At 52.5% G+C, this 19,184-nt stretch carries 17 protein-coding genes and 1 other annotated feature; of the genes, 3 read left to right on the top strand and 14 right to left on the bottom strand.

Annotation, left to right across the window (positions count from 1 at the left end; genetic code table 11):
- Positions 1-98 precede the first annotated feature (98 nt).
- Positions 99-330 (bottom strand) — a binding site (T-box leader).
- Positions 331-417: 87 nt separating this feature from the next.
- The 6 genes from EYB31_RS03035 to EYB31_RS03010 all read right to left on the bottom strand — a co-directional run bounded on the left by EYB31_RS03035 (position 418) and on the right by EYB31_RS03010 (position 7,776).
- On the bottom strand, positions 418-993 hold the full coding sequence (locus EYB31_RS03035; protein WP_131011797.1) for an isochorismatase family protein: 576 nt from the start codon (positions 991-993) through the stop codon (positions 418-420).
- A gap of 66 nt (positions 994-1,059) precedes the next feature.
- Positions 1,060-2,175, bottom strand: coding sequence for an AbrB family transcriptional regulator (locus EYB31_RS03030; RefSeq protein ID WP_131011796.1), 1,116 nt, complete (start codon positions 2,173-2,175; stop codon positions 1,060-1,062).
- Between the two features lie 72 nt (positions 2,176-2,247).
- On the bottom strand, positions 2,248-2,649 hold the full coding sequence (locus EYB31_RS03025) for an Rrf2 family transcriptional regulator (protein WP_131011795.1): 402 nt from the start codon (positions 2,647-2,649) through the stop codon (positions 2,248-2,250).
- A gap of 633 nt (positions 2,650-3,282) precedes the next feature.
- Positions 3,283-4,035: an RraA family protein gene (locus EYB31_RS03020; RefSeq protein ID WP_131011794.1), complete on the bottom strand. Its 753-nt coding sequence runs from the start codon at positions 4,033-4,035 to the stop codon at positions 3,283-3,285.
- 49 nt (positions 4,036-4,084) lie between these two features.
- Positions 4,085-6,568 (bottom strand): hypothetical protein, encoded by a 2,484-nt coding sequence (locus EYB31_RS03015; RefSeq protein WP_131011793.1) that lies wholly within the window; start codon positions 6,566-6,568, stop codon positions 4,085-4,087.
- A 299-nt stretch (positions 6,569-6,867) separates the two neighbouring features.
- Complete coding sequence (locus tag EYB31_RS03010; protein WP_131011792.1) at positions 6,868-7,776, bottom strand: DMT family transporter; 909 nt, start codon at positions 7,774-7,776, stop codon at positions 6,868-6,870.
- 145 nt (positions 7,777-7,921) lie between these two features.
- Between EYB31_RS03010 and EYB31_RS03005 the strand changes: the two genes are divergently transcribed.
- Together EYB31_RS03005 and EYB31_RS03000 are read left to right on the top strand one after the other, a co-directional pair.
- Positions 7,922-9,130: an oxalate decarboxylase family bicupin gene (locus EYB31_RS03005; protein WP_131011791.1), complete on the top strand. Its 1,209-nt coding sequence runs from the start codon at positions 7,922-7,924 to the stop codon at positions 9,128-9,130.
- Between the two features lie 50 nt (positions 9,131-9,180).
- The gene (locus EYB31_RS03000; protein ID WP_131011790.1) at positions 9,181-9,864 is read left to right on the top strand and encodes a cupin domain-containing protein; all 684 of its coding nucleotides are present in this window, start codon (positions 9,181-9,183) and stop codon (positions 9,862-9,864) included.
- Positions 9,865-10,062: 198 nt separating this feature from the next.
- Here EYB31_RS03000 and EYB31_RS02995 read toward each other — a convergent pair whose 3' ends face one another.
- From EYB31_RS02995 to EYB31_RS02980, 4 genes are all read right to left on the bottom strand, one after another.
- Positions 10,063-10,464 (bottom strand): DoxX family protein, encoded by a 402-nt coding sequence (locus tag EYB31_RS02995; protein ID WP_131011789.1) that lies wholly within the window; start codon positions 10,462-10,464, stop codon positions 10,063-10,065.
- Between the two features lie 238 nt (positions 10,465-10,702).
- Positions 10,703-11,164 carry a DUF2269 family protein gene (locus EYB31_RS02990; protein ID WP_131011788.1) on the bottom strand — a complete coding sequence of 154 codons (462 nt, stop codon included), beginning with the start codon at positions 11,162-11,164 and terminating at the stop codon, positions 10,703-10,705.
- 23 nt (positions 11,165-11,187) lie between these two features.
- Positions 11,188-11,778, bottom strand: a complete 591-nt coding sequence (locus tag EYB31_RS02985) for a TetR/AcrR family transcriptional regulator (protein WP_131012102.1) — start codon at positions 11,776-11,778, stop codon at positions 11,188-11,190.
- A 116-nt stretch (positions 11,779-11,894) separates the two neighbouring features.
- Positions 11,895-13,244 carry an aminotransferase-like domain-containing protein gene (locus tag EYB31_RS02980; RefSeq protein ID WP_131011787.1) on the bottom strand — a complete coding sequence of 450 codons (1,350 nt, stop codon included), beginning with the start codon at positions 13,242-13,244 and terminating at the stop codon, positions 11,895-11,897.
- Between the two features lie 136 nt (positions 13,245-13,380).
- Here EYB31_RS02980 and EYB31_RS02975 point away from each other — a divergent pair, with 136 nt between their 5' ends.
- Entirely contained in the window at positions 13,381-14,334 is a 954-nt protein-coding gene (locus tag EYB31_RS02975; protein WP_131011786.1) for a DMT family transporter, read from the top strand.
- 348 nt (positions 14,335-14,682) lie between these two features.
- On the opposite strand, the gene EYB31_RS02970 is transcribed toward EYB31_RS02975, so the two are convergent.
- From EYB31_RS02970 to EYB31_RS02955, 4 genes are all read right to left on the bottom strand, one after another.
- A complete protein-coding gene (locus EYB31_RS02970; protein WP_131011785.1) occupies positions 14,683-15,648 on the bottom strand; it encodes an acetylxylan esterase in 966 nt (321 codons plus the stop codon).
- A 23-nt stretch (positions 15,649-15,671) separates the two neighbouring features.
- The gene (locus tag EYB31_RS02965) at positions 15,672-16,520 is read right to left on the bottom strand and encodes a carbohydrate ABC transporter permease (RefSeq protein WP_131011784.1); all 849 of its coding nucleotides are present in this window, start codon (positions 16,518-16,520) and stop codon (positions 15,672-15,674) included.
- A 17-nt stretch (positions 16,521-16,537) separates the two neighbouring features.
- Entirely contained in the window at positions 16,538-17,479 is a 942-nt protein-coding gene (locus EYB31_RS02960) for a carbohydrate ABC transporter permease (RefSeq protein WP_131011783.1), read from the bottom strand.
- Positions 17,480-17,567: 88 nt separating this feature from the next.
- Positions 17,568-18,944 carry an ABC transporter substrate-binding protein gene (locus EYB31_RS02955; protein ID WP_131011782.1) on the bottom strand — a complete coding sequence of 459 codons (1,377 nt, stop codon included), beginning with the start codon at positions 18,942-18,944 and terminating at the stop codon, positions 17,568-17,570.
- Between the last annotated feature and the right edge of the window lie 240 nt (positions 18,945-19,184).

Raw genomic sequence — 19,184 nt, 5'->3', positions numbered from 1 at the left:
CATTTTAAGACGCTGATTTTATGGTAAAAAAGCTGCTATATATAAAGCGGGGCCGGTTAAACCCGGAATTTAACCAACAAAAAAACCCCGTCTCTACGTATAGAGACGAGGTTTAACCCGCGGTACCACTCTAATTCATTCCTTGCGGAATGAGCTCAAATTCGATGGCCATCACCATCTATCCCTGTAACGGTGGAATTCCGTCTTACCCTACATGATCGGGCAGCTGTTCATAGACGAGTTCGAAATGGCTGACGCTGCCGTTTCACACCAACCAACGGCTCTCTGAAAGGTCTTGACATTTCTACTATTTCTAATCGTAACATTTGTTTGTGAAGTTATTGGTTATTATAGGTCAACGATTTGGCCTTGTCAACATCCGGACAAGCAGCAATTTTCATTTTTTTGCCGGGACGATCAGCCGTTTGCCGCCGCTTCCGCCAAAAATTGCTGTACCGTGCGCACTTTGCCGATTTTCGGAAAAATATAATTGCACGTCGCTTCATGCTGCTCGGCCGTGAATGTTTTCATCGCATCGGTCAGGAAAATTTGGTTATAACCAAATTGGAACGCTTCTCTTGCCGTGCTTTCCACGCCGATGTTTGTTGCAATACCGCAAAGCACGATCGTATCGATGCCGCGGCGGCGCAGCTGCAGATCGAGGTCTGTGCCAAAGAAGGCGCCCCACTGCCGTTTCGTCACCTTATAATCGCCCGCACCGACATTCAGCTCGGGAGCGAAGTCCGCCCAGTTTGCAGGCATTTGAGCGCCGCCTTGCGCCGCCGGCTGGTCCGTAAGCGGCTCCAGGCGGTCTTTTCCATCGAGAAATTCAACGTTGACAAAAGCGATCAAACTGCCTTTTTCGCGAAACAGATCTACGAGCGGCACTGTTTTTTCCACGATCTCCTGGCCGTCTGAGAATTGAACAACTCCGTTTTGCAAATCGATAATGACCAGCGCGGTTTTCTCAAAGTTAAGGTTCAGTGAACTCATCTAAATCCCTCCATATGGTTCGTTTGTTTACCCTGCTTGCGGTTGCGCCGCATTCGATTCGGGTCGTTAATTTTGCTTGAGCGCTTCTGCGCCGCTTTTTCTTTTGTGCTGCAGCCGGAACAACATTCTGATCAGCGGCGGCACCGCAAACAAAATAAAGAAGGCGCGGAACAACTGATAACCGGCTACCATCGATAAATCCGCATGAATTTCGTGGGCGATGATGCCCATCTGATCCGCGCCTCCGGGGGCAAGACTTAACAAGCTGGTCGCCCGGGAGACCGGATGAAGCAAGGTCAGAAGTTCGCTGAGCCCCCATGCTCCCAGCATCAGTGCGAGCCCGCTGGCAACGGCAAGCGAGATGATCCGCCCTTTGCGCGCCAGTTTTCCCGGCTTCAGCATCAAACCAACATTAACGCCGATAGCCAGTTGAACCGCATTGATGACAAAAGTGGGAAGCGTCGGGCCTTGCAAGCCGCAAAGCTGAAGCGCGGCTGTGCCGATAATCGGCCCCAGCAGAAAGGCGGTGGGAAATTTGATTTTGGTCCCGCCTACTGCGCAGATGACGCAGACTACGGCGAATACGAGCAGATTCGTTACCGAACCGCTCCATCCTGCAGCACTTCCCGTTAACGCTTGCGCCGCGGGTACGGCACTGTGCGTTTGCCCGAAGATCGGGCTGAATACGAGCATAGGGATACATACAATGATAATGATCAGCCGGATCACTTGGGTGACGGTCACAACCGTAAGATCGACCCCTTCGCTTTCTTCGGCCAAAAGCACCATCTGCGTGAGACCTCCCGGCATGCTGCCGAGCAGCGCCGTATTGAAGTCTGTATCCGACAGCTTGGAAACAATAAAAGCGATAGCCGAACAAACAAGCAGCAGCAGCACGTTCATTAACAGCATCGCCGGCAGCTGATAAGACATCTCCTTCAGCGCAGCGGCCGTCATCGACAATCCGATGGTGTAACCGACGACAATCATCGCCCCGTTGCGGATTTGCCCGGACCACTGATAACTCCCTTTAAACACATTGGAGCCGATTAATACAAACACCATCGGCCCCAGCAGCCATGGAATCGGTAAATGCAGCAGCTTAAAAACGATCCCTCCAACAATCGCCGTAATCAGGGATATACCCATGGAAACGTAACGTTTCCGGGCGGGCTCATCCATTTGTTATCACCTCCTTTAATGGAGTCGACATATAAAGTGTGCATTTTTTTGCACATTTTATTCCGAAAAAAATCAATCGAGCAGATCGGCAATCGTATACGTACCCAACACACGATCCACCTGCTCGTTGATATCGGTCATAATTTTGCGGAACGACTCGTTCACTTTTTGCCCGAACAGGTGATTGCCCGTCGTGTCCATCATCCGGTCCCAGCGCGGTTCCTCTTCATGCAACGATTTGTATATCTCCGACAATGTGATGTGCTCCGGATCACGGGCCAACTGGTATCCGCCCGTTCTGCCTTGCTTTACCATCACAATCCCCGCATCCACCAGTTGGGCCAAAATTTTGCGGAGGGCGGTCGGTTCGCAGCGGATCTGCTCGGCAATCTCGGCGCTGGAACATTGCTCCGAATTCGCAGCCAGCACAATTAAGGCCTGCAGGCCAAATCCAAAACGTTTTAATTGTGCCATCGGAGCCTCCTCGTCTTTTGATTTAATGTGCTCATTTTAGCACACTTTATTCGCACATACAATAGCTCATCACAACGGGCTGATCGGATAAGACAAGGAAACCTAGCGGAAAACATCGTCGCTAAGTGCTTTTTTTGTGAAATGAGCTGCCTTTTCTCGTGGAGCGTGGCTGAGTAGGCAAGGCGGGTTAGCAGCCGTCTGTAACGGACTGCCTCGTCGCTATGGTTAGCCTTATGCACGCGAACGATGCGAACGCACGCTCCAACGCTAACGGACCTGAGTGTCTCTATGTGGCTCAAAAACCGGGGGTTGCTTTTTTAACGGACACCGGCGACTTTATTTGCCCAAAAAAAGTCGGGAAACCGCGATAACTGGCCGAATAAGAGCGCTGGTGTCCGCCACATTGAGCAAACCCCGGATTTGGTTTACATAGCAGCAGCTCACGTCCGTTAGAGAGGGGGCTGCTCCACTTACCCGTTCTCCGATCCGATACTTATTGTGTGCCGCAGCCGAAACCCGTCCTGCCTCCCGTCCTAAGGGCGCGCTATATGCCGCCGCTTCCAGCCTCCCGGCGCCATGCACGCCGGCCGATGCGATGCTTAATGGCCGCGCGTCTCCGGCCGCTCGGAATCGTCACCATTCTCCTTTTTTCCCGTACTTCCCATGGGCTGCCGCTCCGAATAGCTTTCCTGCCTCCTGCATGCCTGCCAGCACCTGTTCCATCGATTTCCCGGCTGTGTTGCGTCCGCTCACAATGACGGTATTGCATTCATTTGTGTCCATGAAACGTGTCGCTTCGAGAATATGAGCCTGATCCTCCTCGGGGATGATCAGAAATCCGTGCTTGTCGGCATGAATCAATTGCCCGGGTTTCACCTTCGTGCCAAACACCTCAACTTCGCAATTCCATTTCACCGGCCAACTGTAAGCGTGGCCAACACAAGTTCTCGCTGCAAGCGCCTTGAACCCGGCGTTGTTCATTTCGTCCAAATCGCGGACCGCCCCGTCGGTGATCGTACCTACGCAGCCGAGCGAACGGTGGATGTTGGCCCCGACCTCGCCCCAGAAAGAACCATATGCATCCGGTTTATCCAAATCCTGCACGATCACGATCTTAGGTCCGGGAATGCTGGCAATGTATTCTCTGTACTCTGCCGGAGCGTTCGGCTGATTGATCTGATGGTCGGGATTGCTCGGCTGGCACTGCACCGTCACCGCATAACCGATCATCACGCCCATATGCGGCATATAATCTTTTGTTTCCTCGCGGTTAAAACACGTCCTGCGATCATAATTCGTAATCTGCTCCCAACCGTTGTAAACCGTCGGCGTATTCCATCTTTTCAGCTGCAAAAGCTCGCTGTGCGTTAAAATCCGCTGCTCCATCTTTGATCTCTCCTTTTCAAATCGGCGCTTGCCGTTTTATCCCCTTGTTCTACCCCATGGTACCGTTCACCAAGGCCCGCTCCACTTCCGACAAAAGCGGAACCGACGAAGCCAAACCTTGAATAGACTGATGATACTCGGCCCTCATTAGCCAAACCTCCGCGGCAAACGGGCCTACCCGATCGTAAGCCGTGCTCCAGGTCAACGTTAACACGCCGTCCGTGATGGCTTCGCGGGAGATAACATACTCTATCTGCTGAACCGGCACGTTGATGCGCAATTGTTCCTGAAGAACATGTCGATCTCCGGCCTTCAGCGTCATTGGACCGCTGCGCGCTGTCATAAATCCGCTGTAAGTCACTCTGAGCACATAGTCCGAACCGTCGTCCAGATGCTCGTACCGGAGCTTAAGCGGCTCCTTATAAAACGCGGTCAGCTGAGTAAGCCAAGCCAAAGGAACCGGACCGACCTCCCGCTTCCGCTCTTCTCTCATATGCAGAAAATGTACGCAATAGGCGGTAAATACCGACTCGCCAAAACTCGGATCTTCATCCCAATCGTGCTTCGACACAACGCGCCGCCAGCCGGACGGGGAACCCAGATTGTCGTAATATCCGCCGGGGCCCGGATCGGTCCTGCGGATCGCCGCGCGAAGGAGCTCCAGACGGCTGGATTCATCGGCCGCTTGCCGGGCACGTTCGCAGCAGCCCAGCAGCCAATGCGCATTGTTGAGCGGCTGGTCGATATCGTCCATAAAAGCGCCGCGGTCCCAAGCGATCGCCTGGTATTTGCCGACCGACGACTGGGCGCCGATCGCATGGAACAGGCGTTCGGCCAGCTCGTCGCATGCCTTACGCAGCTCGGGCGCCGGCGGCGCGGTCCACGCCAACTGCAGCACCGCTTCCGCTTCAGCCAAAGCGGACTCGGCCCCGATCCGGGGCGCGGCATCAAGAACAGCCGTGGCGCGCAGCTCCAGATCGGTCTCATAGAGCAGACGACGCCGGATATAGGCGTCATAATAAGCGCGCAGCAGCCCCATCTGGAAGCGGTAATTGCCCTGCACGGCAGGCGGAGCGGTCTCCTCCATATCGCGCCATTGGCGCAGCGTGTCCTCCACTTCGCCGTTTGCGATCAGCGGTCCTGTCCAATTGCGCTCCAGCGCCAGAGTCGCCACGGCGAACGCCTCTGCGTAGCTGCTGCCGATGAAAAACCGGGCATATTCGCGCAGTGTGTCGGCAACATCCGCAGACGGGTCCCAATCTTGAGCTCCCCAAATCAATTTGTTGACGTCATCGTAGATGCCTTCCGAATAGGTAAGACTGCCGACCGTATAAGGCGAAATCCGGTTATGGATTTGCTTCATGGCCAGCGGCCGGGGATTGATGCATTCGCGCCCGTGCGTCATCGCCAGAGCCAAGTCCCAATCCGGAATCGGGAATTGGGCGGCAAAATTGTGCGTAATATCGGGATAATTGCGAATCGGAATGGCCGGGTCCAACAGCGCTCTCAGCTCCGGCAGCGTTTTTCTCACCCACGGGCCATGAACCACGCCGCCAAGCCAGTCCGGCCGGCGGTTGACTCCCTCGATGAAGCCGTTTACCCATTCATCCGTAGGCTGCGGATGCTGCGGCGAAAACCATAGCTTGGCCTGCGGATGATAGCGCTTTAGCAATGCGGCTACCCGGTCCGTCCAGGCAAAAAATTCGTCCAGCTTGATATGTCCCGGATCGCCGCTTGGAATCAAAATGTGATCGATCCTCGGCAGCCGGCGAAAAATATCCTCGCGTTCGGCCAGCTCGGCCTCAATCGTCGCGGGATCGCTGTAATCGGACGCCATATTCGGATACCATATCCACAAGTCGAGCCCATAGGCATCAACGATGTGCGACAACTGGACCATCATCTCCAGCGGCGGCACCTTCATATGAACCCCTGTCGCATCATCATCGGTACGGGGCGGCAAAATTTCAATGCTGTTGGAGCCGAATAAAGCCAACTCGCGGATATATTGCTCAAATTGCTCGACCGACCATGCATCGTAAGCGTTAGTTTTCGGCCGGTATCCGAGCTGATGGCCGCGCAGCTTAAAAGCCGGCGTGCTGCACAGCCGAAGATTCGGGCTCAGCAGGATGCTGCCTTCCGTCAGGTGCAGCTGGCGCAGCAGCTTGCCGACGCCAAACAGCACCCCGCGGTCGTCGGCGCCAACGATCCAGGCGACGGGTCGCCCGTCCGCAGAGCCTGCGGCGATACGGTAGCCTTCGGCTCCTTGTCTCGGCAAGCCGTCCAGCAGCTGCCGCAGCGGCAGCTCCGCCTGCAGAAGCTCCTGCAGCGACGCTTCCGATCCAACGATGATCAGCGGTGACGAAGATGGTGCGGCAGCGATATCCGCGTTTCCGCAAGGTAACTCCAGCCCGGTTCGTTTAGCGATTTCCTCGGACAATACGGCTAATGCCTTGTTGACGTGTGCGGATGTGGAGGAAGCGTGAATAATCAGAGCATGCGTGAAATCGAGCATTTGCGAAGCAATGGTCATAATGGGACGCTCCTTGTCGGCAAGAGATAGGAATACGTCCAATGTAGCCCGGAATACATAAAAAAGAAACATCCATTTAGGTACAGGATGTTTCATTTCGAACGATTCGCCGATTTGGGTCGTAATGTTTCAAATTGGCCACACGATGTTTCAAATTTCCGCCTGTTTGCAATGGCGATTTTACTAATTGCAAACAAGGAGGGTAGCTGATGATCCGCGAATTTCTTGGATGTACCGGCTAGCAGCGGGTGAAATTGGGCGACAAAATGAACGCTGGCGTTCCGTAAGAACGGACCAGCTCACTCTGCCGCTTTTTCGGCGCCCCCTGCAGATGCTCCGGCTTTTTTGAAATTGACCAGCATGATGCTCGCGATAATGAGAACAAATCCCGCCACCAGATTAAACGTAACCGACTCGCCCATAAAAATCACGCTGCATACGATCGCAATGACCGGAATCAGAAAAGTGAAAGCCCCCACTTTACTTGCCTCTCCCGAACCGACCAGCTTAAAAAACACCAGCCAGCCCAAGGCGATGACAAACACCGAAATAAACAGCAGGCTCCATATAAATGAACCGCTCCACACGATCGACGGCCAGCGCTCAAGCAGCGAACCGGAAGCGAGCAGAAAAACGCCGCCAATCGTGAGCTGTAGTGCAACATTCCAGATTAAGTCGACCCGGGCTGCCATTTTTTTCGTATAAACCGTACCCAATGCCCAGCTCACCGCGCTGCCGAGAGCAAGCAATATGCCCGTCGACGACAGGTGTCCGGCAAAACCGCCGGCGCTAATCACCCCAACGCCGAGAAAACCGGCGACCAGCCCCAGCCATTTCCACGCGTGCATCTCTTCGCCCAGCCACAGCCAGGAGCAGAAACCAAGCAGAACCGGCTGAAAAAAGACGATCGCGGAAAATAATCCGGCTGGCAAATATCCCAAACCGATCGTTTGCAAACCGTAATATAAAATGATATTTAAAACGGAGGAGATGACGTAAACCGGCCACGTCTTTTGAAAATTCAACTTTTTATAGCCGGGAAGCGCCAGCATAATTAAAATAAGCCCTCCGATCAACGTCCGAAGGCCCGCAAACAAGATAGGCGGCGTGAAATGCAGCGCATATTTGGATAAAGGCCAGTTCACTCCCCAGACCAAGACCAGGAAAGCAAGATAAACGGCGGTACGCGTGCGTGAAAGCTGCAGCATGATGTGTCACTCCTAGCTGATCGATATCTTAACATGATACAGCGCACAGACTGTCCAGGCAAGACTCATAATGGCCAAACCTTGCTCATACACTTTTATATTGACTGCAGCTGGAAAAAAACATATACGAGAGGAGACTCATGAGATGAGCAATTCGTCCCGGCCAAACGGCCGTTCTGCGGAAATTCCGCAGCCCATCCGAAGCGACGGCGCAGGCGGTCCCGATTTCGGGCCGCGCGATGTGATGCGCGATATCGAAAATCCGAATATGCTGGTGCCTCCCGTCACGGATGCGGGCTTGCTGCCTAATTTGAAATTTTCGTATTCCGACACGCATATGCAGCTGAATCAAGGCGGCTGGTCGCGCGAAATTACGGTGCGCGATCTTCCGATCGCGACCACGCTGGCCGGCGTCAATATGAGCCTTACTCCCGGGGGAGTGCGCGAGCTGCATTGGCATCAGCAAGCCGAGTGGGCGTATATGATATGGGGAAGCGCCCGGATCACGTCCGTCGACCAGGACGGGCGCAATTTTATCGCCGATATTGGGCCGGGAGATCTGTGGTATTTTCCCGCCGGATTGCCCCATTCCATTCAAGGGTTGGAGAAAGGCTGCGAATTTCTGCTCGTGTTTGACGACGGCCATTTCTCCGATTTGAACACATTATCCATATCCGATTGGTTTGCGCATACTCCCAAAGATGTGTTGTCCGCCAACTTCGGAGTTCCCGCCAGCGCGTTTCACTCCATTCCTTCGGACCAGGTGTACATATTTCAAGACCAAGTGCCTCCTCCGTTAAAAAGCCAGGAAGTTCAATCGCCGTACGGAACCATTCCGCTCAGCTTCAAGCATCGGCTGCTTGCGCAGCCTCCCATGATATTCTCCGGCGGCAGCGTGCGGATTGCGGATTCCTCGAATTTCCCGATTTCGCGGACGGTCGCCGCGGCGCTTGTGGAAATTAAACCGGGGGGGATGAGAGAGCTGCATTGGCACCCCAATAACGATGAATGGCAATATTACCTTACCGGCCAAGGGCGCATGACGGTTTTCGGAGGCAACGGCGTAGCGAGAACATTTGACTATCGAGCCGGAGATGTCGGTTACGTGCCGTTTGCGTTCGGCCACTACATTCAGAACACGGGAGACGAGACGTTGTGGTTTCTGGAGATGTTCAAAAGCGACCGATTTGTCGATGTTTCCTTAAACCAATGGATGGCGCTTACTCCACGCGAGCTTGTGAAATCCAATCTGAACGTCGGACCCGAGCTGCTGGACGCGCTGCATAAGGAAAAATCGCCTGTCGTCAAATATCCTGTTCAGAAAAGCGGCACCTCCGGCAAGGAACTGACATAAAGTATTCCATAAGTCAAAAGCCTATTATGACATGAAGGGTTGGGAATACCGTGTCCGTTTCTTATATGGACTATACTTCGCCTACAGTCCAGTTTACTTATGATTTAAACAATAACCAGTTTTTCAAAAAAGACAACCAGAATTACATTAATGCGTTATCTGTCGTTCAGCTCAATACGCTGGGCAATACGTCCCTGCTTGATATTTTTTTGAGCACAAGCAATGTCGTTGAACCTCATACGCATCAGAACGCTTCAGAGCTGGTCTACTGTATTTCCGGAGCAGCCGTCGTTTCAATCATCAATCCGTTCACCAAAGAACTGCTGAATTTCCCGATCCAGCCCGGCCAAGTCGCCAACGTGCCGCAAGGCTGGTGGCATTACGAAATTGCTACCGTAGACAACACGCATCTGCTGGCCATCTTCGACGCGCCGATTCCGGAATTCATTCCCGGCTCGGATGTGCTGCGGCTGACACCCGCTCAAGTATTGGCGCATACGTATTGCCTTGACGAAGCCCAAGTCAAAGCGACTTTGGCGCCAATCACCCAAACGGTGGTCATCGGGCCTCCAAGCGACTGCCAAACCAATAAGCAGGTTGGCGCATCGGCCAATCAAACCTATCCGATATATCCCAATCAGCCGAATGTCAATATGCACCGCCAATATCCCGAGTATCCGCAGCAGCCGGTGATCGGCAACGGCTGGTATTATTACCATCACACTTACGAATAACCGCTTCGCTCAACCTTATTAAAGACCGCCTTTCCGGGCGGTTTTTTGCGCTGCACGAGAAGATAAGAAATCGCCGGGCCTCCCGGCAGTAAAAAAAAGCCGCTCATTTGGAGCGCCATCCTCCGGACACCTAATGCTGCCGAGGGAGATGCGCTTCAACCATGAGCGGCTTTTACAGCCGTGCAGATCTGCAGCTCTTTAATCTTCTTTATTGCTCAAAGGCAGCAGTTTACGGATTCTTTCATCCTTGAGCCATAGTCCGCCCCATGCCAATATGGCAAGGTAGACGGAGAACAAAATATTGGAAAACAGCGGCGCATCCACGCGAACCTGAACCGCAATCGCTCCGCCGAAATAAGCGGTAAGCAGCAATGCGCCTAAAAACGCGGTCCGCGGAATGATGTAAAGAATCGTTGAAATAAGCCCCAGAATGCCAAGTACAACAATATGATGCTCGGCAAAACCAAGCGATACGGTTCCTTCAACTACGGGAGCCGGTTTAAACAGCTTGGAAATACTGTCAAACAACATAAATAAAATCACAAGCCAGCTCATCACACGTGCCGTCCAAAGCCGGCCTCTCGAGATTCTTTTGGTCATTACCGACATGCCACCTTCCGCCAATAGGGTTATAACAGCTATACTACCACGATTTAGAAGCGCGGATTTCTTACCGATTGCTCAATTGTAAATTAGCGCTCTGCGAAAGGCGATTTTTCCATCAATTTTCCAGCGATCCGCGTCAACCGCCTTCTTCGTCGCAATAACACGGCAAAAAACCGCCAATACACTTTGCTAAAGTGTCTTGACGGTAACTTCAAGCTGCAGTAAACGGCCGTTAAAAGCCCCTTGAGATCATCAGATAAAGAATGACAATAGGCAGCAGCGTGGCCGCAACTCCGAATACGGCCCATAATCGCGACGCCCGCGAATAAGCGCTGGACATGCTGCCGCTGGCGATACACGCCGCGCTGTGTTTGATCATGGCCCGCTGCAAAGGGATCAGGACCGCCAGCCAAATGACGCCGGTAATTGCAAACAGCAGCAGCGACAAACCCAGCCAATGAAAGCCGTGCATCGGATAGTTGGCCTGGACGGCCATCGCAATTCCCGAGGCGACGATCAGCACAAGTCCCGGGAGGGTAAACACATAATCGGCGAGCATCACGTTTTTTACCGCAGAATGAATGAGCGCGGGATTTTTCTGCAGATCCGCCCGCACTTTCCAGAAAGCGGCCGTAATGATGTTCCCCACAAACAACACGACACCTAACAAATGTAAAAGCAGCAGCAGCTTCATCAACAACCTCTCCTGTTCAATGATTATTGGCGTTGCAAAATACTGACGATAAAAGACGATACATCCGCAGCTTTGCTGGATTGAGGTATGACCGGGAATGATGAGCGGACACGCAGGCCAAGCGATAACAGCACAAACATCTCGGCGGCATGCTCCGGGTCTACCGATTCCGGAATAACCCCATGATGTTGTCCGCTGACAATCCACGACTTGGAAAGCGAAACCGAACGCTCATAGAACTGTTTCAGCACCTCCGCGACAGCGGGTTCGTCTTCCTTGCCCAGCAAATACATCAGCACCTTGTTGGTCACATCTTGCGTATTCTCCAATAAAGCCAGATTACGGGAAATGACCTCCATCGGCCCTTCGAAGGACGGTCCCCGCTCCACTTCATGCAAAAAATTGCGGTTTGTTTCCTCAAGCCGGTCTTGCAGCACCCAGGCAAAAATCTCGTCTTTGCTTTTCACATAATGAAAGATCGCCCCCTTGGACAACTCCGACCGCTCGACAATGTCCTTCATCGTGATGGCATGGCAGCCTTTTTCCTGCAGCAGCGCTTTGGTCGCGTCAAGCAATTGGCGTGTCGTTTGTTCTCTGCGTTCTTCCTGTTTCATGGCCAAACCTCCGTCATCGTTTACCGTGGATAAAATGTTGTTATCACTCATTATATATACAGACCGTCGGTTTGTAAATAACAAATGTTAATCTTTGGAATGAATGGACGACTTTTTTACGAAAATACCTGCATATCCCGGCTTATTTCCTCCACGATCGCTTGAACGCCTTCTTCGATTTGCTCCAGCCGGGCACGCGAAATGCTGATACGCAGAAACTTCTCCCGTTCCGAGTAGCCGGCCAAATAAAAACCTTTGCCGGGGACAACGCTAATTTTTCGCGCCGCCAGCCTTTTCATCAACCGTTCCAGATTGACCGTATTCGGCAGCTTAAACTGCATATAAACGCCTGAGCTTACTTGCGACACCTCCAACCGTCCCGCATGGTTGTACCGCTTCACCGCCTCATTTAGCGCTTGAATGCGTGCTGTATACTGCGTATATATTTTGCGTTTGTGCCGTTCGTACATCCCGTTTTTGATATACACCTCAAGCGCCGCTTGAGATAACAGCGAGGTGTCGGCATATCTTTTATGCGCGCAGAACGCCGCGAGCAGCGGTTCCGGCAGCACGGCGGCCCCTAGGCGCAGGCCGGGAAAAATGATTTTGGAAAAACTTTTTAAATAAACGACATGCGATGATTTGCTGTAAGTGTAGATCGGGTCAAAGCTGCGCTCTTCGCCCAGATCGGCCATATAATCGTCTTCCACGATATACACGTTGTATTTGCTTGCCAATCCGGCTATCGCCTTCCTCACCTCCATGCTGTAGGAAGTGCCCAGCGGATTGTGATACCTTGACATCGTGTAAAAAAATTTAATGCCGCCATGCTTAAACGTCTCCTCCAATTCCCGCAAATCGATGCCCGCCGACGTACGGGCGATTCCGCGCACCGGTAAACCTTCCTCCTCAAGAAAACGCAAGTAGATGTCATAGCTTGGCTGCTCGACCAAGATGGTCGAATTCCCGTTTGGAAACTCCATTTTAGCCAAAATGCTAAGCGCCTGCTGTACACCCGAGGTAACGACAATCCGTTCCGCTTGGGCAAACACCTGGCTTCCCGCCAAATGAGACGAAAGTGTGCTGCGCAAACTTTTCAGCCCAATCGAATCGCCATAAGTGAACAGATGGTATTTGTAAGTGTCGATCGCTTTATTTAAACAATGCTGGAAATCCAAATACGGAAACACGTTTAAGTCCGGGGACGCCGAAGCAAAATCGATCGTTTCGTCGTGCTTGTCCGCCTCCTGTTCCCCCGGCTTATCAACTACGTAATAACCGCTTTGCGAAACCGAATAAATCACGTGGCGTTTCTCCAGTTCCGCGTAAGCCCGCACAATAGTGCTAATGCTGCAGCCGTACGATTTCGCGGCAATGCGGACCGAGGGCAACTTCTGTCCCGGCCTGTACTGCCCTTCCGTAATTTTCAACTCCATATCGGACAAAATGAACGAATACTTGTTCATGCCGCCCCTCCTCTTTTTCCTCTCATTATATACTACCCGGATCAACTGTATCGATACAGTTGCATGAAAATCGTATTGTTCGGTTCCTCTGTTTGTTCTACGATTCAAGTAACGACTTTAGAGATGAGGTGGCGTAATGCTCCAACAACAAGGACGTAAACTCGCATATGTATGTGTGGTCCTAAACGCGATAATCGTCGGCTTTTCATTTTTGTTCACCAAGGTGGCGCTCGAACAGGCCAGTCCGTTGGACACGCTGGCGTACCGCTTTGCCATATCGTTCGGCGTGATGACGCTGCTCGTCGCATGCGGCCGGGTCAAGTTGAACTATCGCGGAAAACCTTTGATTAAAGCGGTGCTGCTGACCGTCTTTTACCCGCTTGGATTTTTTACGTTTCAAGCGTTTGGGCTGCAGTACGCGACTTCCGCCGAAGGCGGCATTTTATTCGCCTTCACGCCGGTGCTGACGATGCTGCTGGCTTTTGCCTTTCTGAAGGAAAAAACAACCGTGCGGCAGCAGCTTGCGATTTTTCTGTCGGTGTTTGGCGTTGCCTTTATTTTTATCATGAAGGGCAGCGGCCTTAATCTATCCAACCTGACGGGCATCCTACTGCTCACCTTGTCGTGCTTGGCATCCGCCGGCTACAGCGTGCTGGCCCGTTCGCTCGTGAAGTCGTACAGCCCGGCGGAAATCACCTATTTTATGCTGGGCACCGGATTCGCCGTTTATTTGGCCGCTTCCTTCTTCAGCCATACGGCTGCCGGAACGCTCGACCGCCTGTTCGCCCCGCTTGCCAGCGGTTCCTTTATCGCTGCCATGCTTTATTTGGGGATACTTTCTTCACTTGTTACCGCGTTGTCGTCGAATTATGCTTTGTCCAAAATCGAAGCGGCCCGAATGAGCGCCTTCAATAACTTATCGACCGTTGTTTCGATTGCCGCAGGGGCGCTGTTTCTTGGGGAAATCATCACGTGGTACCATCTGATTGGTTCCGTATTGGTCATTACCGGGGTACTGGGAGCGAACCTGCCGAGACGCAGCAGCAGCAAAACAGCCGGACAAGCCAAACAGCCGGGCCTGGAAGCGTGAAATCGGGCCCCGCAGCATCCGGGCAATAGGCAAAAAAGAGCTGCCCCCAATCCTTGAGGCCACTGAAAAAGTGAACGCTGCATGAACGAATCATTCTTACGATCGCCAATTGTCCCCGAATTTCTTGAATTGTACCTGCTTTTGGCAGGTGAAATCCGGGGACAAAAGCGAACGCTGGCGCTTCTCCAGAATGATTTCGCTCACTACGCTACTTTTTCAGTGGCCTCCAATCCTTTTGGCAGGTCTTGGGGGCAGCTCGTTGCCGCTTTATTTTATTTAAAATTCCAACGCGAGCGAGTCAAGCACGCATCACGGCGCCGCATAGCAGCGGTCGAACCCCACGTGGCCTTAAGCAAACCAGCCGGGGTAATGTTTGAACAAAAAAGCCATTTTCCGTTCCGTATGCAGCGCCCCTCCGCCTTCATGCCCGTTAAACGGGTAGATCGCGATCTCCTTGTCGCAGCGCAGCCGATTGTACGTGGCAAAATACATCAACGCTGGACATACTTCGTCTTTCAGCGCAACCGAAGCCAACACACGGCACTTGATGCGGTCCGCCATATTCATCGTATCGAAGTAACTTAAATTATCCAACACAAGATCCGTTTGGTCCGGGTGTTTTTTCAAATATTCGGCAACGCTGGAGAAAGCCCCGTGATACCCGTCGATGCGGCTGACCAGATTACTGTTGCTGGGGACATCAACCATGGCCAGCGCCGGCCTGCCGTCCAGCGCACACACCGCCATCCCTAACGCGCCCCCTTGGCTGGCGCCTTCAATGACGATTTTGGATACATCCACTTCCTCTAACCCGCAGGCCAAATCGATCGCTTTCATACAGTCCATGTAAGCAAACCGGTAATAATACTCCAGCTTGTCGTGAACGCCTTTGCTTGCCACATTCAGCGCAAACCCGTGGCTGTATGCCGTGTGGTTGCCCGTTCGGCCCCCTTGGTCGCGGCAGTCAATCGACAGCACGGCCAGCCCCATCGCCGTCCAATGCATAAAGTCGGAAGGCATCCCGCGACTCCCGGTAAAACCGTGATAATGGATCAGACAAGGGTAACGATCCTGCTTGGCAAATGCCGGCACAAGAAACCAGCCATGAATCCGGGTTTCATCCATCCCATTGTACGAAATATCGTATACTTTCACATGACGACTCGGATAATCGACCGGCTGTATTTCCGGCCGCAGCGGCACACTCCTTGCTTGGCGGATCGTCCCCGCCCAAAACGCGTCAAAATCGTCCTTTTTCGTTAGTGGAGGAAGATAGCGGTACATATCTTCAGTAATTTGTTCCACGTAGCCCATGTTCAACACACTCCTTAAGACGCTTACCCCTTAATGCCGGACGTGGCAATGCCATCGACAAGAAACCGCTGGAAGATCACAAAAAAAGCAAAGATCGGCACCAGCGATAAGGTCGACATCGCAAACAGCGACCCCCATAACGATTCGCCTCCGGAAGTGTCAACAAAAGATCGCAGCGCCAAGGTTACCGTAAACAAATGAGGGTCGCTGATATAAATCGCCTGGCTGAAAAAGTCGTTCCACGTCCATATGAACGTAAAAATAGCGGTCGTGACAAGCGCAGGCAGCAGCAGCGGAAAAATGATCCGCACAAACGTCTGCGCGTGATTGCAGCCATCCATCTTGGCGGCATTGTCCAGCTCCAGCGGCAATCCTCGGATAAACTGCACCATTAGAAAAATGAAAAAAGCGTCCGTAGCGAAAAATTTCGGCACGGTCAAGGGCAGGAACGTATTGATCCAGCCCAGCTTATAAAAAAACACATATTGCGGAATTAACGTCACATGATGCGGCAGCATCAGCGTTCCCAGCATCAGAGCAAAAAACAAGCTTTTGAGCGTAAATTCGATTCGCGCGAAAGCGTAAGCCGTCAGCGAGCAGCTGACGACATTGCCGGCGATCGTCAAGGCGACCAGCACGAAGGAATTCAGGTAAAACGCGGAAAAAGTAATGCCGGAAATGCCCTTCCAGCCTTTGATGTAATTGTCCAGCGTGAAAGGCGACGGCCATAAGGAGGCCGAATCGTTGAAAATACAAAATACCGGCTTAAAGGAGCTGCCGAGCATCCACAGAAGCGGATACGTCATGATCACAGCCCCCAGAAGGACAAATACAAACGTAATTTCCTGCCGCAGCGGACGATGTTTTTTCATATCGGTTTCCAGCCTCCTCAGCTCTCGTAGTGGACCCATTTTCTCGAGGTCAGGAACAGAAGCGCGGTAAATGCCGCGATAATAATCAGCAGCACCCACGCCATCGCCGAAGCGTAGCCCATTTCGAAATGAGAGAACGCGCTGATGTACAAATACAAGGTGTAAAATAATGCAGAGTCCAGCGCGCCCCCGCTTCCGTTTGTCACGATATAAGCGGACGTAAACGATTGAAAGGAGTTGATCATCTGCATCACCAGGTTAAAAAACAGCACCGGCGACAACGAAGGCAACGTGATCCGGAGAAAGCTTTGCAGCTTGGAAGCGCCGTCGATGTCGGCCGCCTCGTACAATTCGCCGGGTATTTGCTTTAAACCCGCCAGAAAAATGACCATCGGCGAGCCGAACTGCCAAACAAGCAGCGCAATCAAAGTGAAAAGCGACGTGTTTGGGTCGGAGATCCAGCTTTTGGAGGCGATCCCGAGCAGCCCGGCTGCATGATTAAACACGCCATCTTGGCCGAAGATTTGCCTCCACAGCAAAGCGATGGCGACGCTGGGCCCCAGCAAAGAAGGAATGTAATAGATACCCCGCAGCACAGACAAGCCGCGGATTCCTTTATTTAACGCAAGCGCCAGCGAAAGCGCCATGATCAATTGCAGTGGAACGCCGATAAATACGTATTGGCACGTGACCTTTAATGCTTGAATAAAACGCGTGTCGTTCACAAGCAGCTTCTTATAGTTGTCCATGCCGCTCCAATGCGGCGTGCTGAGCAGATCGTAACTCGTAAACGAGAAATAAAGCGAAAGTGAAATCGGCACCAGGCTAAAAACGACAAGTCCGAGGAACCAAGGCGATAAAAAAAGCAGCGCCCATTTGTTTTTCCGCCACAATCTCAGCCATAATCCCGCAGATTTGGCACGGCGATTCGGTTTCACATCCGCATAAGCCGATTGCATGATATACCCCCTTATTGCATTTGTGCGGTTGGCTGTAAATGAACAGCCTTGGTCCGGTTAAAGGAACCAAGGCCGCTTTCTTACACAGTTATTTCAGCACATCCGACGCCGCTTTATATGCGGCCTCCGCCGCTTGATCGACCGTCATCTTGTCGAACATCACCTGCTCGTAAAATTTGCCGATCGTGTCCAGCACCTTCGGCGATTTTTCGATTTCCGGTCTGATGCCGGTATTCGGCACCGTTTTTAAGATCGTGTCCAGCAGCTTGAAGCCTTCCGCGTCCAGCGGGTCCAATGTGGATGCAATCGCCGCTTTCGCTTTAGGCGAGCCAATTACGCCAAGCTCGGCGTTATACAGCTTCTGCGCTTCGCTGTCGTTCACAAACCAGTTGAGCAGCTTCGCAGCTTCTTCCTTATGTTTCGAATCCCGGGAGATGCCGAAGCCGAAGATAAGCATCTCTTCGCCGCCGACGGATTTGCCTTCCGGCATCACAAAAGCGCGGTGCAGCAAAATTTTATCCTTGGTGAAAGGCTGCACAATTTTCGCCCAGTTGCCGTTGGCGTTCTGCAGCATCAATTTGCCTTTGACAATCGGAGAATTTTCCCACAGCGCCGATGCATTCTCCGCTGTAAACTGTGCCGGCGGAGCAATTCCTTTCTTGCGGAGCTCGGTCCAGAACGACCAATATTCGGCAAGATCCTCTTTGCTGAAGCCAAGGCTTTTGCCGTCCGGCGTAAACCAATCTTTGCCTTTCTGGCGCAAATAAACGGCAAGCGTCTCCATATGTCCCCCAACATCGTCGATCACATAGACGTCTTTTGGCAGCTTGCTCTTCAACTGTTCCCCGTACGCGATAAAGTCTTTATAACTTAAATCCGCAGGAGGAGGGTCCATTCCCACCCGTTTGAGCCCGTCCGCATTAACCAGAATGGCCCGGTAGCTGAGCCCCCAAGGAACGGCAACCTGCTTGCCGCCGATCATTCCGGCCTTCACATAGTTCGGATCCCACCCGTCGAGATTGATCAGCCCTTTTTTGACATAATCGTCCAGCGGCTCATACAATCCTTTGTTGGCGTATTCCGCGCCGTTAATTTGCAGTTGATTGCCGAAAATATCCGGCAAATTGCGGGCCGCCGCATCGGTCAGCAGCTTGGGTCCATTGTCTGCGGCAGATTCTCTGACGATTTTAATATTCGGATTTTGCTTTTCGTAAAGATCGAATATTTTATTCATCTTCTCATTACGCGCCGCCGAACCCCACCAAGATACTCTCAGCTCGATTGACTTGCCCACCGCAGCGCCTGCGCCGGCAGCTCCCGTATTGGCAGGCGCCGCTGTCTCCGCCGTTCCTTTGCCGTCCGCCGGCTTTGGCGCGCTGCTTCCGCCATTGCTATTGCCGCTGCTGCATCCGGTGAGCGCCAACAAAAGCGCTGCGCCGGCAAACCATACCGCCTTCTTATTCACCTTGAATCCCCCCTGCGTATATTCGTTTTCCGGTTATCCGTATTTGAGCCGTATTTGCATTCGCGCGAACAAGTTTTATTTTAAAGCGGTTGCAGAAGAAAACATATATGAGCCATTTGCGAATTTATTAGATATTTTTATGTTTCGGCAAATCGAACCGCAATGGAACGCCAGCACGATCGGAACGACTGGAACGACAAAAAGCACCGCACTCCGGCTGGGGGCCATTGAAAAAGCAGC

Source organism: Paenibacillus thalictri (assembly GCF_004307995.1).
Taxonomy (GTDB): domain Bacteria; phylum Bacillota; class Bacilli; order Paenibacillales; family NBRC-103111; genus Paenibacillus_AF; species Paenibacillus_AF thalictri.
The sequence above is the reverse complement of the archived record's forward strand: the minus strand, read 5'-3'. Positions and strand labels throughout refer to the sequence as shown.

Coding starts and splice junctions, on each gene's coding strand:
- EYB31_RS03035 (WP_131011797.1), bottom strand. CDS start 993: ATGAGTTCACTGAACCTTAACTTTGAGAAAACCGCGCTGGTCATTATC.
- EYB31_RS03030 (WP_131011796.1), bottom strand. CDS start 2,175: ATGGATGAGCCCGCCCGGAAACGTTACGTTTCCATGGGTATATCCCTG.
- EYB31_RS03025 (WP_131011795.1), bottom strand. CDS start 2,649: ATGGCACAATTAAAACGTTTTGGATTTGGCCTGCAGGCCTTAATTGTG.
- EYB31_RS03020 (WP_131011794.1), bottom strand. CDS start 4,035: ATGGAGCAGCGGATTTTAACGCACAGCGAGCTTTTGCAGCTGAAAAGA.
- EYB31_RS03015 (WP_131011793.1), bottom strand. CDS start 6,568: ATGACCATTGCTTCGCAAATGCTCGATTTCACGCATGCTCTGATTATT.
- EYB31_RS03010 (WP_131011792.1), bottom strand. CDS start 7,776: ATGCTGCAGCTTTCACGCACGCGTACCGCCGTTTATCTTGCTTTCCTG.
- EYB31_RS03005 (WP_131011791.1), top strand. CDS start 7,922: ATGAGCAATTCGTCCCGGCCAAACGGCCGTTCTGCGGAAATTCCGCAG.
- EYB31_RS02995 (WP_131011789.1), bottom strand. CDS start 10,464: ATGACCAAAAGAATCTCGAGAGGCCGGCTTTGGACGGCACGTGTGATG.
- EYB31_RS02990 (WP_131011788.1), bottom strand. CDS start 11,164: ATGAAGCTGCTGCTGCTTTTACATTTGTTAGGTGTCGTGTTGTTTGTG.
- EYB31_RS02985 (WP_131012102.1), bottom strand. CDS start 11,778: ATGAAACAGGAAGAACGCAGAGAACAAACGACACGCCAATTGCTTGAC.
- EYB31_RS02980 (WP_131011787.1), bottom strand. CDS start 13,244: ATGAACAAGTATTCGTTCATTTTGTCCGATATGGAGTTGAAAATTACG.
- EYB31_RS02975 (WP_131011786.1), top strand. CDS start 13,381: ATGCTCCAACAACAAGGACGTAAACTCGCATATGTATGTGTGGTCCTA.
- EYB31_RS02970 (WP_131011785.1), bottom strand. CDS start 15,648: ATGGGCTACGTGGAACAAATTACTGAAGATATGTACCGCTATCTTCCT.
- EYB31_RS02965 (WP_131011784.1), bottom strand. CDS start 16,520: ATGAAAAAACATCGTCCGCTGCGGCAGGAAATTACGTTTGTATTTGTC.
- EYB31_RS02960 (WP_131011783.1), bottom strand. CDS start 17,479: ATGCAATCGGCTTATGCGGATGTGAAACCGAATCGCCGTGCCAAATCT.